The sequence below is a fragment of the Streptomyces sp. NPDC020780 genome (assembly GCF_044334475.1).
In the GTDB taxonomy this organism is placed as follows: domain Bacteria; phylum Actinomycetota; class Actinomycetes; order Streptomycetales; family Streptomycetaceae; genus Streptomyces.
Map to the genome: position 1 here is coordinate 34,680 of NZ_JBIRTB010000001.1, position 16,056 is coordinate 50,735.

17 protein-coding genes are annotated in these 16,056 nt (G+C 71.8%); 6 read left to right on the forward strand and 11 right to left on the reverse strand.

Annotated elements, in window-relative coordinates:
• Positions 1-18 precede the first annotated feature (18 nt).
• The 5 genes from ACH4VO_RS00175 to ACH4VO_RS00195 all read right to left on the reverse strand — a co-directional run bounded on the left by ACH4VO_RS00175 (position 19) and on the right by ACH4VO_RS00195 (position 3,556).
• Entirely contained in the window at positions 19-624 is a 606-nt protein-coding gene (locus ACH4VO_RS00175; protein ID WP_360993270.1) for an ATP-dependent Clp protease proteolytic subunit, read from the reverse strand.
• 1 nt (position 625) lies between these two features.
• The gene (locus ACH4VO_RS00180) at positions 626-1,264 is read right to left on the reverse strand and encodes an ATP-dependent Clp protease proteolytic subunit (RefSeq protein ID WP_360993267.1); all 639 of its coding nucleotides are present in this window, start codon (positions 1,262-1,264) and stop codon (positions 626-628) included.
• A 221-nt stretch (positions 1,265-1,485) separates the two neighbouring features.
• Positions 1,486-2,193: a peptide-methionine (S)-S-oxide reductase MsrA gene (msrA, locus tag ACH4VO_RS00185; protein WP_360993264.1), complete on the reverse strand. Its 708-nt coding sequence runs from the start codon at positions 2,191-2,193 to the stop codon at positions 1,486-1,488.
• Between the two features lie 69 nt (positions 2,194-2,262).
• A complete protein-coding gene (locus ACH4VO_RS00190) occupies positions 2,263-2,418 on the reverse strand; it encodes a hypothetical protein (protein WP_360993261.1) in 156 nt (51 codons plus the stop codon).
• Between the two features lie 34 nt (positions 2,419-2,452).
• Positions 2,453-3,556 carry a hypothetical protein gene (locus tag ACH4VO_RS00195; protein ID WP_360993259.1) on the reverse strand — a complete coding sequence of 368 codons (1,104 nt, stop codon included), beginning with the start codon at positions 3,554-3,556 and terminating at the stop codon, positions 2,453-2,455.
• 80 nt (positions 3,557-3,636) lie between these two features.
• On the opposite strand from ACH4VO_RS00195, the gene ACH4VO_RS00200 reads away from it, so the two are divergent.
• Positions 3,637-4,782 carry a cystathionine gamma-synthase gene (locus tag ACH4VO_RS00200; RefSeq protein WP_360993256.1) on the forward strand — a complete coding sequence of 382 codons (1,146 nt, stop codon included), beginning with the start codon at positions 3,637-3,639 and terminating at the stop codon, positions 4,780-4,782.
• 232 nt (positions 4,783-5,014) lie between these two features.
• Here the strand turns inward: ACH4VO_RS00200 and ACH4VO_RS00205 are convergent, their stop codons facing one another.
• Positions 5,015-5,206, reverse strand: coding sequence for a DUF1059 domain-containing protein (locus ACH4VO_RS00205; protein ID WP_360993253.1), 192 nt, complete (start codon positions 5,204-5,206; stop codon positions 5,015-5,017).
• A 111-nt stretch (positions 5,207-5,317) separates the two neighbouring features.
• A complete protein-coding gene (locus ACH4VO_RS00210; RefSeq protein WP_360993250.1) occupies positions 5,318-5,848 on the reverse strand; it encodes a MarR family transcriptional regulator in 531 nt (176 codons plus the stop codon).
• 157 nt (positions 5,849-6,005) lie between these two features.
• Here ACH4VO_RS00210 and ilvA point away from each other — a divergent pair, with 157 nt between their 5' ends.
• The 3 genes from ilvA to ACH4VO_RS00225 all read left to right on the forward strand — a co-directional run bounded on the left by ilvA (position 6,006) and on the right by ACH4VO_RS00225 (position 9,249).
• A complete protein-coding gene (ilvA, locus tag ACH4VO_RS00215; protein ID WP_360993247.1) occupies positions 6,006-7,235 on the forward strand; it encodes a threonine ammonia-lyase in 1,230 nt (409 codons plus the stop codon).
• A 155-nt stretch (positions 7,236-7,390) separates the two neighbouring features.
• Positions 7,391-8,395 carry an ATP-binding cassette domain-containing protein gene (locus ACH4VO_RS00220; RefSeq protein ID WP_360993245.1) on the forward strand — a complete coding sequence of 335 codons (1,005 nt, stop codon included), beginning with the start codon at positions 7,391-7,393 and terminating at the stop codon, positions 8,393-8,395.
• A gap of 5 nt (positions 8,396-8,400) precedes the next feature.
• The gene (locus ACH4VO_RS00225) at positions 8,401-9,249 is read left to right on the forward strand and encodes an ABC transporter permease (RefSeq protein WP_398440855.1); all 849 of its coding nucleotides are present in this window, start codon (positions 8,401-8,403) and stop codon (positions 9,247-9,249) included.
• A gap of 67 nt (positions 9,250-9,316) precedes the next feature.
• On the opposite strand, the gene greA is transcribed toward ACH4VO_RS00225, so the two are convergent.
• Together greA and ACH4VO_RS00235 are read right to left on the reverse strand one after the other, a co-directional pair.
• On the reverse strand, positions 9,317-9,814 hold the full coding sequence (gene greA / locus ACH4VO_RS00230; RefSeq protein WP_360993240.1) for a transcription elongation factor GreA: 498 nt from the start codon (positions 9,812-9,814) through the stop codon (positions 9,317-9,319).
• Between the two features lie 176 nt (positions 9,815-9,990).
• Positions 9,991-10,395 carry a DUF4307 domain-containing protein gene (locus ACH4VO_RS00235; protein WP_360993238.1) on the reverse strand — a complete coding sequence of 135 codons (405 nt, stop codon included), beginning with the start codon at positions 10,393-10,395 and terminating at the stop codon, positions 9,991-9,993.
• 97 nt (positions 10,396-10,492) lie between these two features.
• On the opposite strand from ACH4VO_RS00235, the gene mca reads away from it, so the two are divergent.
• Together mca and ACH4VO_RS00245 are read left to right on the forward strand one after the other, a co-directional pair.
• Positions 10,493-11,374 (forward strand): mycothiol conjugate amidase Mca, encoded by an 882-nt coding sequence (gene mca / locus ACH4VO_RS00240; RefSeq protein WP_360993235.1) that lies wholly within the window; start codon positions 10,493-10,495, stop codon positions 11,372-11,374.
• Between the two features lies 1 nt (position 11,375).
• Positions 11,376-11,648 carry a hypothetical protein gene (locus tag ACH4VO_RS00245; RefSeq protein WP_360993233.1) on the forward strand — a complete coding sequence of 91 codons (273 nt, stop codon included), beginning with the start codon at positions 11,376-11,378 and terminating at the stop codon, positions 11,646-11,648.
• A 150-nt stretch (positions 11,649-11,798) separates the two neighbouring features.
• Here ACH4VO_RS00245 and ACH4VO_RS00250 read toward each other — a convergent pair whose 3' ends face one another.
• Positions 11,799-15,065, reverse strand: coding sequence for a tetratricopeptide repeat protein (locus ACH4VO_RS00250; protein WP_360993230.1), 3,267 nt, complete (start codon positions 15,063-15,065; stop codon positions 11,799-11,801).
• 406 nt (positions 15,066-15,471) lie between these two features.
• Positions 15,472-16,038: a Uma2 family endonuclease gene (locus tag ACH4VO_RS00255; RefSeq protein ID WP_360993227.1), complete on the reverse strand. Its 567-nt coding sequence runs from the start codon at positions 16,036-16,038 to the stop codon at positions 15,472-15,474.
• Positions 16,039-16,056: the final 18 nt, after the last annotated feature.

The following is a 16,056-nucleotide window of genomic DNA, read 5'->3' on the forward strand; positions in this document are numbered from 1 at the left end:
GGGGCCGGGTGCGGGTGGTCAGGCGGCGGACGGGATCCGGCGGCTGAGGACCTCGTCCGCGAGGCCGTAGTCCACCGCCTCCCGCGCGGTGAAGACCCTGTCCCGGTCGGTGTCGGCCCGCAGCGTCGCCGGGTCGTGGTGGGTGTGCCGGGACAGGACCTCCTCGACCTGCGAGCGGACCCTCAGCATCTCCTTCGCGTGCAGCCGGAGGTCCGACACGGTCCCCTGCCGGCCACCGCTGGCCGGCTGCCCCAGCAGCACCCGCGCGTGCTCCAGGACGAATCGCCGCCCCGGGTCCCCGCCGGCCAGGAGCACCGCGGCGGTCGAAGCGGCCTGCCCGACGCAGAACGTCGAGATGGGGGCGGTCACGAAACTCATCGTGTCGTAGATCGCCATGAGCGAGGTGAAGGAGCCACCGGGTGAGTTGATGTAGACCGCGATCTCGGTGTCCGGGGAGGACGACTCCAGGTGCAGCAGCTGCGCGATGACGACGTTGGCGACATCGTCGTCGATCTCCGTACCGAGGAAGATGATCCGCTCGGACAGCAGCCGGCTGAAGACGTCGTAGGAGCGTTCGCCCTGCGGGGTGCGTTCGACGACGTGGGGGATCGTGTACCGGCCCATGTCAGAGTCCCATCCGTCGCCGCGAACCGGCGGGGCTCACGTCGTCGAGGGACTCGACGACGTGATCGACCATGCCGTACGCCTTCGCCTGCTCGGCCGTGAACCACCGGTCCCGGTCGCCGTCGCGGGAGATCGTCTCCTCGCTCTGCCCGGTGTGCGCGGCCGTGATCCGCTCGACGGCCTGCTTCGTGAACGCGAGGTTCTCGGCCTGGATCGCGATGTCGGACGCCGACCCGCCGATGCCGGCCGACGGCTGGTGCATCATGATCCGCGCGTTCGGCAGGGCGAACCGCTTGCCCGGCGCCCCGACGGTGAGCAGGAACTGCCCCATGCTGGCGGCGAAGCCCATGGCCAGGGTGGAGACGTCGTTCGGGACGAGCTGCATCGTGTCGTAGATCGCCAGCCCGGCCGTGACGGACCCGCCGGGGCTGTTGATGTAGAGGCTGATGTCGGTGCGCGGGTCCTCGGCGGACAGGAGCAGCAGCTGCGCGCAGACGCGGTTCGCGGAGACCTCGTCCACCTGGGTCCCCAGGAGGACGATCCGCCGGCCGAGGAGCTGTGCGGCGAGGTGGTCGTCGAACCGGGTCGGGGGTGTGTCCTCGTCGGCGGCGCGTGGACGGACGGCGGAGTGGGGTGACATCGGACCTCCCGGTGACGGTGGCGGCCGGTTCGGCCGCGCTCCCTCCACTCTTGGCCCGCCGGGAGCCCGATGTCCGGAATCTCGGCCCGCAGCAGATTCGCCGCGGGCAGAGCGCCCGGGAGCACCGTGCCGCGATCCGCGCGGGTGAGGGGCCGGGCGGCGGCGGCCCGGCTCCTCGGTCCGCCTTCTTCAAGCGGGTGCGGTCACGCGGTCCGCCGCGGTCAGTCGGCCGCGGGAGCCGGGGCGATGCCCGTCGGGCAGGCGCGGCCCCAGTTGGTCTCGGAGGGGAACTCCAAGGTGGCTCCCGTACCGCCGATGCCGCAGTAGCCGTCCGGGTTCTTGTCGAGGTACTGCTGGTGGTACGCCTCCGCGGGCCAGAAGGTGCGGCCCTCGGCCGGGAGGATCTCGGTGGTGATCTCGCCGAAGCCCGCGCCGGTCAGCACCCGCTGGAAGGCCTCGCGGGACGCCGCCGCGCCCTCCGCCTGCTCGGGGGAGTGGGTGTAGACCGCCGAGCGGTACTGGGTCCCCACGTCGTTGCCCTGGCGGAAGCCCTGGGTGGGGTTGTGGGACTCCCAGAAGAGCTTCAGGAGCTCCGCGTAGCTGACGACCTGCGGGTCGAAGACCACCCGGACGGCCTCCGTGTGGCCCGTCAGGCCCGAGCAGACCTCCTCGTACGCCGGGTTCTCCGTGTAACCGCCCTGGTAGCCGACGAGGGTCGTCCAGACGCCCTCCGTCTGCCAGAACTTACGCTCGGCGCCCCAGAAGCAGCCCAGGGCGAAGTCGGCGATTTCGAGGCCCTGGGGGTACGGGCCGGTCAGCGGGTTGCCGAGCACCGTGTGGCGGGAGGGCACCGTGAATTCGGGGACGGGGCGCCCGCGCAGGGCCTCCTCACGGGTGGGGAGCTGCGGGGTGCGGTGGTTCAGGAACATGCGGGGGCTCCTCCGGGGGTCGGTTTCCATGGCGTACAACACGCCGGGGGCGGTCGGGATTCCGCCGCCTCAGGGAGCAGGGGCCGGAGGTTCCCGGTGGTCCCGGTGGTCCCGGTTCGCCTCGGGTGCCTCGTAGGAGGCCATGTACGCGGCCGTCTTCCTTCTGGCCCGCAGCCAGAACCAGAGTGCGAGGGCTATCAGGACGAGCGGGATCAGTCGGGTCATAGGGGGGCCGTTCCCATCCAGGAGGAGTGACAGATCAGTGCGGCAGGCTCGCCGGGCTGCCGCCGTTCGCCTCGAATCCGGCGACGGCCAGCGCCCGGTACACCGTGTACTCGGCGGCCGGGTCGGAACTCTGGGTCCAGGGCAGGGCGCCCACGTGCCCGTCGATGTGGACGAGCTGGTGCACGGCCTCCGACCAGCGTTCCATGCGAACCAGGAAGAGGACCAGCAGGTGTCGAACATGGGCGAGCACGGGGTCGTCCGCGCGGGCCGCGTGGACCGCGAACATCGCGCCCTCGACCGCCTGCGTGACGACGGCGCTCCGGTAGAAGCCCTGCACGAGGTTGACCTCCGGCAGATGCTCGTACACCGCGAACAGCGGCAGCGCGGCGAGCAGCGAGCCCTGCGGGGCGCGGGCGGCGGCGGCCGTCGCGAACCGGGCGGCGTCCTCGCGGGAGCCGTGCCACTTCTCGCACCAGAAGTGCAGGGCGGCGATGTGCGCGCCCATGTGCGCGGGCGCCCGGTCGATGATCTTCGCCCAGAGCTGGTCGAACTGCTCGGGGGAGTAGCCCAGTCCGCGGGCTACGGCCAGTTCCACGATGTACGGGACCGGGTCGCCCGGAGCCAGCAGGGCCGCCTCCCCGCAGACCGTACGCGCCTCCTCCAGGATGATCCGGAAGTCGTCGGTCCCCACGGTGCCGGTGCGCCACGCCTGTTGCACCAGGAATTCCGCGTGCACCGCCGCGGCGCCCGCGTCCTTCGGGGCCTCGGCCCGCCAGGCGCGCAGCCACGCCCCGCCCGCGCCGGGCCGCTGCGCCAGCTCCAGGGAGGCCGCTCCCGCGAACGCCTGCACGCGCTGCCAGCGTGTCTCGCTCTCCTTGGGCGTACCCGCCAGCAGTTGGGAGGCGGCCCGCCAGTTCTGCGTGCCCTGCACGACGTCCAGGACGTCCAGGAGGTCCTGGTCGGGCCCCGGCAGCCGGACGTCCAGCTCCTCCTGGCGTACGAAGCCGTAGGTGTCCGGGTCGGCCGCGTCCGGTGAACCGGGCGCGACCTGGCGGATACCGCCACGACGGCGCAGCATGATCGGGCCGGCGACCGCGGCGAGCATGCACAGCGCGAGCAGGAACCACAGAATCTCCATGCGGCCCATTGTCCCCGGACGGGTACCCGGACTGCGCAGTGGCCCGTGAGGGCCCTCCTGACGAACTACGCTCGGGCCTCATGAGCGACCAGCACAGCTTCGAGACCCTTGCGATCCATGCCGGCAACACGGCGGATCCCCGCACCGGCGCCGTGGTCCCGCCGATCTACCAGGTGTCCACCTACAAGCAGGACGGCGTCGGCGGCCTGCGCGGCGGCTACGAGTACAGCCGCAGCGCCAACCCGACCCGCACCGCCCTGGAGGAGAACCTGGCGGCACTGGAGGGCGGGCGCCGCGGGCTCGCGTTCGCCTCCGGCCTGGCCGCCGAGGACTGCCTCCTGCGGACGCTGCTCACGCCCGGCGACCACGTGGTCATCCCGAACGACGCCTACGGCGGCACGTTCCGGCTGTTCGCGAAGGTCGCCTCGCGCTGGGGCGTCGAGTTCTCGGTCGCCGACACCTCCGACGTGAGCGCGGTGCGCGCGGCCCTCACCCCCCGGACCAAGGCGATCTGGGTCGAGACCCCGTCCAACCCGCTGCTCGGCATCACCGACATCGCGGCCGTCGCGGGCGTCGCCCGGCAGGCCGGGGTGCGCCTCGTCGTCGACAACACCTTCGCCAGCCCCTACCTCCAGCAGCCGCTCGCCCTCGGCGCGGACGTCGTGGTGCACTCGACGACGAAGTACATGGGCGGCCACTCGGACGTCGTCGGGGGCGCGCTCGTCGTCAGCGACCCGGCGCTGGCCGACGAACTGGCCTACCACCAGAACGCGATGGGGGCTGTTGCCGGTCCGTTCGACGCGTGGCTGGTCCTGCGTGGCATCAAGACGCTCGCGGTGCGCATGGACCGCCACGACGAGAACGCCACCAAGGTGGCCGACCTGCTGACCCGGCACCCCAAGGTGACGCAGGTCCTGTATCCCGGGCTGCCGGAGCACCCGGGGCACGAGATCGCCGCCAAGCAGATGAAGGCGTTCGGCGGAATGGTGTCGTTCCGCGTCGCGGGCGGTGAGGAGGCGGCGGTCGAGGTCTGCAACCGGGCGAAGCTGTTCACGCTCGGCGAGTCGCTCGGCGGCGTGGAGTCGCTGATCGAGCACCCGGGCCGGATGACGCACGCGTCCACCGCCGGCTCCCTGCTGGAGGTCCCGGCCGACCTGGTCAGGCTCTCCGTCGGCATCGAGAACGCCGACGACCTGCTGGCCGACCTGACGCAGGCGCTCGGTTAGGACGTGTATCGAAAGTTCCGCCTGCCCGGCGGTGTCCGGCACGCACACTCGCCGCGTTGTCGGGATCGCCCCGATACATCCAGTATCGGGGCGTCCCTCCGCCTTGCGATCGCACGCACCGGACACCGCGAGCCTGCCCTTCGGGCAGACGGCGCTACTTTCGACACACGCCCTGGGAATCCGTCCGGCGGCCGGGAGAGGATCCCGGCCGCCGGACGTCCGCGGTCCGCCGTCAGACGGCGGCCTTCTCGTCCTCCAGCGAGGCCCTGACCTGCTCACGCAGCTCCGGGCTGTCCGTGTGCTCATGGACCGAGACGGCGTGTTCGGTGGCGGCGCGCACGACTTCGTCCTCCTCGCCCGAGATGGTGAGCGAGCAGTTGGAGACGCTCGGGTACTTACGGCAGTCGGCGATCTTCCGTGTCATGACGGCCTCCTCGACTCGGGTGCCGTAGCGACTCTTCCAGCATAGAACCGCGAGCAGGTCAAGGCGGGATGGAACGGCTCCGGCCGTCCGGGCCGGCCCGGACGGTGCCGCTCAGCTCTCCTGGACCGGGTGGTGCGCGGCCTGCCGGGCCGCCAGCGAGGCGTTGAACCGCGTCAGCAGGGTGCAGAAGGTGTCGCGCTCCTCCTCGCTCCAGTCACCCGTCACCTGGTACATCAGTTCGCGCCGCGAGGCACGGACCTCCTCCAGACGGGACTGGCCGCGCGGCGACAGCTGCAGCACCACGGCGCGCCCGTCCTCCGGATGCGAGGTGCGCTTGACCAGACCGGTATCGACGAGCGGCGCGACCTGGCGCGTCACCGTCGAGGAGTCGATCCCCATGCCGGCCGCCAGCGCCTTGACGCCCATCGGCCCCTCCAGGTCGAGCCGGTTGAGCAGCAGATAGGCAGCCCGGTCCATCGAGTTGCGGACCTGGCCGACACCGCCGAGGCGGGTCTGCTCGGCACGGCGGGCGAAGACGGCCACCTGGTGCTGAAGAGCGTCCAGGAGGTGGTCGGATCCCGGATGTCCGGGGGTCGCGCCCCCGGAAGGAGACGCAGCAGTCGTCATGTCCTGAGGGGGCATGGCCGGGGGCTCTCTTCGTGCGGTGTCGGATGGGTGGGGGACAGAGTACGCGGCCCCGGGGCAACGCGTGCCAGGGCCGCACAAACCTGTGGACACCACCGCAGCCCGCCATGAGATGCGACGGCTCCGAGGCCTGCGAGCTGCAAGACTTGCTGCCATGAGCTTCCGTACCCCGGGTCCTTTCCCCCCGCTGATCCTCGACGACATCAGGGGGGCGCAGAAGATGCTGTCCGGGGTGGCCAGAACGACCGGCATGGAGGGCAGCCGCCACCTCACCGCACTGGTCGGCGCCCCGGTCCACCTCAAGTGCGAGAACCTCCAGCGCACCGGCTCCTTCAAACTGCGGGGCGCGTACGTACGCATCTCCGGCCTCACCCCCGTCGAACGGGCCGCCGGAGTGGTGGCCGCGAGTGCCGGGAACCACGCGCAGGGTGTCGCACTGGCCTCCTCGCTGCTCGGCGTACGCTCCACGGTCTTCATGCCGGTCGGCGCGCCCCTTCCGAAGGTGGCAGCGACCCGCGAGTACGGGGCCGAGGTGCGGCTGCACGGGACGGTCGTCGACGAGACGCTCGCCGCCGCCCAGGAGTACGCCGAGGAGACCGGGGCCGTCTTCATCCACCCCTTCGACCACCCGGACATCATCGCGGGGCAGGGCACCGTGGGCCTGGAGATCCTCGAACAGTGCCCCGAGGTCCGCACCATCGTCGTCGGCATCGGCGGCGGCGGACTCGCCGCCGGGATCGCCGTCGCCGTGAAGGCGCTGCGCCCCGACGTCAGGATCGTCGGTGTGCAGGCGGCGGGCGCGGCCGCCTTTGTGCCCTCGCTCTCCGCCGGGCGTCCGGTGGCGCTCGGACCGGTGCAGACCATGGCGGACGGGATCAAGGTGGGACGGCCCGGCGACCTCACGTTCCCGCTGGTCCAGGAGCTGGTGGACGAGGTCCGCACCGTCTCCGAGGACGAGCTCTCCAGCGCGCTGCTGCTGTGCCTGGAGCGGGCCAAGATGGTGGTCGAGCCCGCCGGTGCGAGCCCCGTCGCGGCGTTGCTGAGCGACCCGGAGTCGTTCCGCGGGCCCGTCGTCGCCGTGCTGTCGGGCGGCAATGTGGACCCCCTGCTGATGCAGCGCATCCTGACGCACGGGATGGTCGCGGCGGGCCGCTACCTGAGCCTGCGGCTCCGGCTCACCGACCGCCCGGGGGCGCTGGCCGCGATGCTCGCCACGCTGTCCGTCGCCGATGCCAACGTGCTCGACATCAGCCACGTACGGACCGATCCCCGGCTCGGTCTCACGGAGGCGGAGGTGGAACTGCACCTGGAGACCAAGGGGCCGGAGCACTGCGAGGAGGTCGCCTCGGCGCTGCGGTCCGCCGGCTACCTCGTGCGGGACTGAGCGCCCGAGGCGGGACAAAGGGCCAAAACCGGTTGTGGGCCGTGCCGTATCGCCCTAGCGTGCGCGCCGGACCGTCCGTGCCTCCGGGCCAGGGGGCACGGGCGAATCTACGATCTGCCGAGGAAGTCACCCGACAGCAACTGGGGGATCCCACGATGCCAGGCGCCATTTACGCCGAAGGTCTGGTGAAGACCTTCGGCGATGTACGAGCACTGGACGGCGTCGACCTCGACGTACCGGAGGGCACCGTCCTGGGACTGCTGGGGCCCAACGGGGCCGGCAAGACGACCGCCGTGCGCGTCCTGACCACCCTTCTCCAGCCGGACAGCGGGCGGGCGGTCGTGGCGGGCATCGACGTACTGAAGAACCCCGACGAGGTACGCCGCTCGATCGGCCTCTCCGGCCAGTTCGCGGCCGTCGACGAGTACCTCACCGGCCGCGAGAACCTCCGGATGGTCGGTCAGCTCTACCAGATGAGCGCGCGGGACGCGAAGAAACGGGCCGACCGGCTGCTGGAGCGGTTCCACCTCGCCGACGCGGCCGACCGCACCGCCAGGACGTACTCCGGTGGCATGCGCCGCCGTCTCGACCTGGCGGCGGCGCTCGTCGTCTCCCCGCCGGTCATGTTCATGGACGAGCCCACCACCGGACTCGACCCGCGCAACCGGCAGCAGCTCTGGGAGGTCATCCAGGACCTCGTCGCCGGCGGTACGACCCTGCTGCTGACCACGCAGTACCTGGAGGAGGCCGACCGCCTGGCCCACGACATCTGCGTGATCGACCACGGCAAGGTCATCGCCCGCGGCACCTCCGACCAGCTCAAGGCCCGCACGGGCGGTGAACGCGTCGAGGTCGTCGTCCACCGCAGCGACCAGATCGAGCCCGCCCGCTCGGTGCTCGCCACCTTCGGGAAGGGCGAGATCGCCGTCTCCCCGCACACCCGCGAGCTGACCGTCCCGGTCGCCGGCGGGGCCAGACTGCTCGCCGAGGTCATCCGCGACCTCGACGCGCGCGGAGTGGAGATCGACGACATCGGGCTGCGCCGGCCCACCCTCGACGACGTCTTCATCTCACTCACCGGGCACGCCGCCGAGCAGGCGAGGAACAACGGGCCCGGACCGGCCGAGGACCACCCGCACCCCGAGGAGGACGCACGGTGACCGTTATCACTCCGCCGTCGGAAGCCACCCCCAGGGTGAACCGGGGCGCGCTCGCGCAGTCGGTCGTGGACTCCCTGGTCGTCGCCCGCCGGAACCTGCTCCGCATGATCCGGATCCCCGAAATGGTGGTCTTCGGGCTGGTTCAGCCGATCATGTTCGTGGTGCTGTTCACCTATGTCTTCGGCGGCTCCATCAAGGTCGGCGCCACCATCTCGCCCGCGGCCTACCGCGAGTTCCTGATGGCCGGCATCTTCGCCCAGACCGTCACCTTCGCCACTGCGGGGGCCGGGGCGGGCATCGCCGACGACATGCACAAGGGGCTGATCGACCGCTTCCGTTCCCTGCCCATGGCCCGGGGCGCCGTCCTCACCGGACGTACGCTCGCCGACCTCGTGCAGACCGCGCTCACCCTCGTCGTGCTGGCGGGCGTCGCGCTCATCGTCGGCTGGCGGGTCCACGAGAACTTCGGCAAGGTGCTGCTGGGCTTCCTGCTGCTGCTCCTGCTCGGCTACGCGTTCTCCTGGATCGGCGCGCTGATCGGCCTGATCGTCCGCACGCCCGAGGCCGCCACGTCCGGCGGGCTGATCTGGCTCTTCCCGCTGACGTTCATCTCGAACGCCTTCGTGGACGCCAACCAGATGCCGGTGTTCCTGCGCACCATCGCCGAGTGGAACCCCTTCAGCGCCACCGTGCAGGCCTGCCGGGTGCTCTTCGGCAACCTGCCACCCGGCTTCGTGACCCCGGACGCCTGGCCCATGCGGAACCCCGTCATCGCCTCGGTGCTGTGGTCGATCGTCATCCTGGTGGTCTTCCGGACCCTCGCGGTCCGCAAGTACCGCTCGGCCACCGCCTGACCACCCGCACCGGCGCACACGAAGCCCCGGCCGCGATCGGCCGGGGCTTCTCCGTGCGAGGGGCGGATCAGCCGGTGTAGGGCTTCGCCGAGATGATCTTCACGGAGGCCTTCTTGCCGTTCGGCAGCTCGTACTCGGCTTCGTCACCCACCCTCTTGCCGTTCACGCCCACGCCGAGCGGGGACTGGGGCGAGTACGTCTCGATGTCCGAGCTGGCGTATTCGCGGGAGGCGAGCAGGAAGGTGATCGTGTCGTCCGGATCACCGTCGAAGGCGATCGTCACGACCATGCCGGGCTCGACCACGCCGTCGTCGGCAGGTGCCTCGCCGACCTTCGCGTGTTCCAGGAGCTGGGTGAGCTGACGCACCCGGAGCTCCATCTTGCCCTGCTCCTCCTTGGCCGCGTGGTACCCGCCGTTCTCGCGGAGGTCACCCTCCTCGCGGGCCGCCGCGATCTTGACGGAGATCTCCGTGCGCGCGGGACCAGACAGGTACTCCAGCTCCGCCTTCAGCTGGTTGTACGCCTCCGGCGTGAGCCAGGTGACGTTATCGCTGGTCTGGGTCACAGGGTGCTCCTCGTCGGTACTGGGAATACAAAGCATCGCCCTACCCCAAGCATGCGCTGCCACGGGTGGGCGAAACAACGAGCCTAACAATTCCCCGCGAAAAGGGGGAGAAGGTAAACCGGCGCTCGCGCGTCACCGCCGCCCGCGGCGGGTGCGGTGCGCGCCCCGCACGGTCCTCAGCCGTCGGCGGTGCAGGCCATCAGCTCCACGGCGGTCGCTCTGGACGTCGTGCGCAGCGCGACGACCCGGTCGATCCGCTCGGAGCGCTCGTCGAAGCGGAAGTCCTTGCGGGCCACCTCGCCGCCGTCCCTGCTCAGGGCGCGGACCGTGCAGTACCCCTGGGCGTCCCGCTCCTTGCGGACCTCGAGATGCGCCTCGGCCCGGGTGTCCGAGACGACGTCGGACTTGATCAGCTCGGCGCTGAGGTCCTGGCCGGCGACGTAGTCGTAACCGAACCAGCCGATCACGGCGAGGAGGAGCACGCCCAACACGGAACCGGTGATCTTCAGCCCGCGGTCCGCGCGCTCGTCCCGTGACCGGCCGTAGCGCCCGTCGGGCACGGCCTCCCGCACCGCCGTCATGATCGTTCCTCCCGTACCGGGGACCGAGGAATTTTCCACCCCCCGGTTCAGTCACTATAGAAGCCGACCACCGCGACCGATGACTGAGGACCGAGTCTTGACCGAGCAGCTGAGACTGATGGCCGTCCACGCCCACCCCGACGACGAGTCGAGCAAGGGTGCGGCCACCATGGCCAAGTACGTGTCCGAGGGGGTGGACGTCCTCGTCGTCACCTGCACGGGGGGCGAGCGGGGCTCCATCCTCAACCCGAAGCTCCAGGGGGACGCGTACATCGAGGAGCACATCCACGAGGTGCGCAAGAAGGAGATGGACGAGGCCCGGGAGATCCTGGGCGTCAAGCAGGAGTGGCTCGGCTTCGTCGACTCCGGCCTTCCCGAGGGCGACCCGCTGCCGCCGCTGCCCGAGGGCTGCTTCGCCCTGGAGGACGACGTCAAGGCGGCGGGGCGCCTCGTCGCGAAGATCCGCGCGTTCCGGCCCCAGGTGATCACCACGTACGACGAGAACGGCGGGTACCCGCACCCCGACCACATCAAGACGCACACCATCTCGATGATCGCCTTCGACGGGGCCGCGGACACCGAGAAGTTCCCCGAGACGGAGTTCGGTCCGGCCTGGCAGCCGCAGAAGCTGTACTACAACCAGGGCTTCAACAAGCCGCGCACGGTCGCCCTCCACGAGGCCCTGCTCGCCCGCGGAATGGAGTCCCCGTACGGCGAGTGGCTGGAGCGCTGGAAGGAGTTCGAGCGCGCCGAACGCACGCTGACCACGCACGTCCCGTGCGACGACTTCTTCGAGATCCGTGACAAGGCGCTGATCGCGCACGCCACGCAGATCGATCCGGACGGCGGCTGGTTCCGGGTCCCGATGGACGTCCAGCGGGAGGTGTGGCCGACCGAGGAGTACGAGCTCGCCAAGTCCCTGGTCGATACCTCCCTCCCCGAGAGCGACCTCTTCGCGGGCATCCGCGACAATGCCTGATATGTACGCGACCCAGGCACTGACGCAGCTCGTTCCGTTCGCCGCCGAGGAGCTCGACAAGAACAAGGTGACCCCCGGCGTCCTCGGCTTCCTCGTCTTCGCGGCCCTCGCCGTCGGGGTGTGGCTGCTGATGAAGTCGATGAATCGCCATATGGGCAGGGTCGACTTCGAGGAGGCCCCCGACCCGGCCGAGAAGGCCGCCGCCGGGGACGAGGGCGGATCCGGCGCGAAGGCCGCCGTCGGCGCGAAGGCGGACACCGCCCGCAAGGGCTGACGCCCGGCACTCGCCCGGACCCGGCCCGGCGCGGCGCGCCTGGCCGGGCCGGGTCCGGGCGTCCCGCAGCGGGCGGGGTGGCTCAGTCCGCGCCCCGCGTGTTCCGGGTGGGTGCCGCGGTCCCTGCCCCGCCTGTTCCGGGCAGGGACGTCACGGCCGTGCGCCCACCGGTACGCCCATCACCTCGCGGGCGTGCCGGGAGGGGGTCAGGCCGAGGCGCCAGGCCTGCCAGCCGTCGTCCAGGTCCACCCCGCGGTTGAGGACCACCCGGAAGGCCTCGGCGCAGTCCTCCAGCCCGGGGTCCCGCAGCGGATGCGCGTCCCGGAGCAGGTCCGCCAGCTCCTGCTGGGCCACCGCCGTGCCCACCTCGCTGCCGCCGGGGGAGGCGTAGGGCAGCAGCGTGCACCGCAGGAACACCGCCCAGTCCCCGCCCCGGACGTCCCCGTACGAGGCGAACAGGCCGATCGCCTCGTCGCACAGCCGCAGCGCCTGCGCCGTACGGTTGTTGCCGCCGTCGATCAGGGCCAGCTCCAGACAGGTCCACGCCTCGCCGTGGGCCACCCCGATCCGCCGGAAGTCGGCGCGGGCGTCCATCAGGAGCTGGCGGGCGAAGCCGGAGTTGCGGAGGTTGCCCGTCTGCGCGGCCCGCTGGTCACGGGTGACCCGCCCCGAGTGGTGGCGGGCGCAGGCCAGCCCGTACACGTCCCGCATCCGGGAGAACATCGTGCGGGCCCGCTCCAGCTCCCGTACCGCCTGGTCGGTGTCGCCGTCCTCCTCCAGCGCCTGCCCGAGGTAGTACCGCGTCCACGCCTCACCCCGCGCGTCCTCGTTCGCCCGGTGCCGGTCCAGGGCGCCGCGCAGCTCCTCCACCGCGGTGGCCGTGCCGCCGTTCCCCTCCATCAGCCGGGCGCGGGCCAGCTGGGTGAGGGCCCACGCCTCGCCGCGCTCGTCCTGCGTGCGGCCGTACAGGTCCAGCGCGGTCGTGAGCTCCTCCTCGGCCCGCGCCACCTCGCCCATCCGCAGACAGACCTGCCCGAGCTGGAAGTGCGACCACGCCTCGCCGTGCAGGGATTCGCCCTCGCGGTGCAGGACGAGCGCGGTGTCGAGCAGGGTCAGGGCCTCGGCGAGGTTCGCCCGGTCGCGCTCCACGGCGGCCAGGGCGTGCAGGGACCAGGCCCGGTCCTCGGCCTGCTCGTCGGAGGCCTGCAGGGCGATTGCCTCGCGCAGGCGGGCCGAGGCCTCGGTCAGATTGCCCTGGTGGTGCAGCGTGATGCCCAGGGAGCACAGGGCCAGTGCGGCGCCCGCGTCGTTCTGCGCCTCCCGGTACAGACCGACGACGGACGACAGCGTCGTGGCGGCCTTGTCGAGCTCGCCGAGCTGCCGGGCCGCGATGCCCGTGCGCCACTGGACCGACCGGTCGAGCAGCCCCTTGTCGACGGCCCGGGTGAGCTCACCGATCTCGCCGAGCCGGTAGAGGTCACCGCGCAGCAGGCAGTAGTCGCACAGCGCGCCCAGCAGGTGGAGCACCGCCCCCTGGTCGACGCCCTCGGCGTGCCGCAGCGCCGCGGTGATGAAACTCGACTCCTCGTCCAGCCAGCGCAGCGCCGCGTCCAGGGAGCTGAAGCCGTGCGAGCCGAACTGGCCGGCCCGGGTCGACATCTTGCCGTCGACCATGCGGATCACGGCGTCGGCGAGCTCCGCGTAGTTCTGGACGAGACGCTCCTGGGCAGCGGTACGGTCCGCCTCCTCCTCCTCGTCCAGCAGCCGGGCCAGCGCGAAGTCGCGTACGAGGTCGTGCAGCCGGTAGCGCGCGCCCCGCACATGCGTGAGGAGCCCCGCCCGGCACAGCGCGTCCAGCAGCCGCCCGGCCTCCTGCTCGCCGGCCGACAGCAGTGACGCGGCGGCGGCGGCCCCGAGGCTGGCGCGCCCCGCAAGGGCGAGACGCCGCAGCAGCCGCCTGGCCTGTTCGGGCTGGTCGGTGTAACGCAGCCACAGGGCCCGCTCGACGGGCCCGACCGGACCGTACGCGCCGAGCGCCGTGGCGAGCTCGGCGCGGGTACGCGTACCGAGGGAGGAGCCCGCGACCCGCAGGGCCAGCGGCAGCCCGCCGCAGAGCTCGGCGACGGCGTCGGTGGACGGGTAGTCGTACGGGCCGTCCTCCTCGCCCTCCGCCGCCTCCCGCAGCAGTTCCTCGGCGCCCGCCGCGTCCAGCCCGGCGACCGGCAGGTGGTACACCCGGGCCGGGACGTCGTCGGGAAGGGCGAGGGGCTCGCGGGCCGTGACGAGGACCAGGCTGTCGGAGCGCTCGGGAATCAGCGTGCGGACCTGGGCGGCGTCGGTGGCGTCGTCGAGGACGATCGTGACGGGCGTGCCCGTCAGGTGCTGGTGGTAGAGCTCGCTCAGGCGGCGCACCTGCTGCTCGGCCGACGACCTCCCCCGGGAGCCCGGCTCCGCCCGGTCCGAGCCGGCGCCCTCGCGGAACAGCAACTGTTCGCGGGGCGCGCCCAGCCGGTTGAGCAGGTGCAGGAGCGCGTCCCGGGTCGGCAGGGGTGCCTCCCCGGCCACGTCGCCGCGCAGGTCGACGACGCACGCCCCCCGGAACTGGTCCCTGAGCGCGTGCGCCGCGCGTACGGCGAGGGTGGTGCGCCCGGCGCCCGGCGCGCCGTGCAGGACGACGACGGTCGGCTCGGTCGAGGTGGTGGCGCGGGCGGCGTGCACCCACCGGGCGATCTGCGCCAGTTCCGCCTTCCGCCCCGCGAACGGGCCGTCTGCGGCGGGCAGATGACCGAAGGACTGTTCGAGGACCGCACGGGTGCGGGCGGCCGCGCTGCGGTCCCCGCCCCGCAGTTGCGGCACCACGGAGGCGGTGGCCCTCTTCTTCGCGGGGCGGGCCGCCGCCGTCAGCACCCGCTGCTGGTCGAGGAACGGGCGGATGCCGCGTACCTCCAGCGCCGTCAGCCACGCGAGCCTCAGCTGTTCGGGACCGCCGGGCTGGTTCAGCGCGCCCGCCCTGCGGTGGGCGGCGGGCCAGTGCGAGGCGGTCACCCGGGCCACCGTCGCCGTCGTCCCGGCCACGGCGACGACGGCCCCGGCTCCCAGGGCCAGACCGGTCGCGGTGCCGAGCGCCAGGTCCGCGCCGAAAGCAGCGGCGGCGGCAACTCCCGTCACCAGCAGAGGCGTTCCCAAGGTCGCGCCACTGAACCGCTCGGACAGCGGCTGCTTCCCGGCGTCCGCCGCGTCGAGTGCCTGGGTGTACGCGGCGTACTCCTCGGCCGCGCCCGCCGCCATGGCGTCCAGGTGGCCCCGCGCCCGCGCCAGGAGCGCGCCGGAGTCGGTCCGGCCACCGGTCCGCCGCGCCTCCTCCTCCACGGCGCGCACCAACAGCCTTTCGGCTTCCGCCCGATGGCTGTCCCGCATGCGTCCCCCTAGGTCCCGTGCGATGCCGGTCCGGCCGGCCGTCATGGCCACCCAGTGTCCTGCGAACGGGGCGTCAGCGCGAGGGAGCGAGGCGATCAGCCGGGCGGGGAGCCGCGTACGCGATGGCAGAGCGGGGCAGTCGTGGCCCGTTCGCGTCGATGAGCCGCAACCGGATGCCGAGACCTGGATCAGTTGCGTGAGCAGCTGCCCGGGTCGGCGCGATCTTCCGTCGACGAGACCTTGATCAGTTCCTGACGGGCACGGCTGAACGATCGCTCACGAGCCGGCACGGCACCCGCAGGTGGGGCGTCGCCGGCCCGGAGGCGGGGGGAGGTCCGATCGGTCCGCGAACAACGACTGTCCGGGCGCTGCCGGTCAGCCGTCCGAAGCGGGGGACCTCTCCGTCCTACAGGACCCCAAGATCGACCGTGACGGAGAAAGGCACGGTGGCCTTCACCGTGCTGGTGAACATCTCACCGTCTCGGTAAGCCCTGGTGGCGGGGTCGAGGACGTACGTACAGACGATCGGGACACCGGCGGCGGCCTGCTCGACCCGCCAGTAGAAAGGGATGCCGGCCTTGGCGTACTGGTCCACCTTCACGATCCGGTCCGTCGTCTCCGAACCGGGTGACACGACCTCGACGACCAGGAGCACGTGCTCGGGCCGGGTGGGCGTGAGGTCGATGGTCTCCGCCCGGTAGACGATGACGTCCGGACGACGGTTGGTGAGCGGAACGTCCTGCAGGCGGACGTCGAAGTCCGTGTCCGCGTTCCAGTCCGGGCCCGCGGCTGCGTCCAGGGCATTGGCCAGGATCCGGGCCAACCGGTTGTGCCGTTTGGAGGCGCTCGGGCTCACGACGACCATCCCGTCCACGATCTCGATGCCGGCGCACTGCTCCTCGGACCAGGAGTCGTACTGTTCCGCGCTGATCTGCGCATGCATCCACGCGGGCGCCACCATCTCGGCGGTCATGGTGTACCTCCTTCGAGG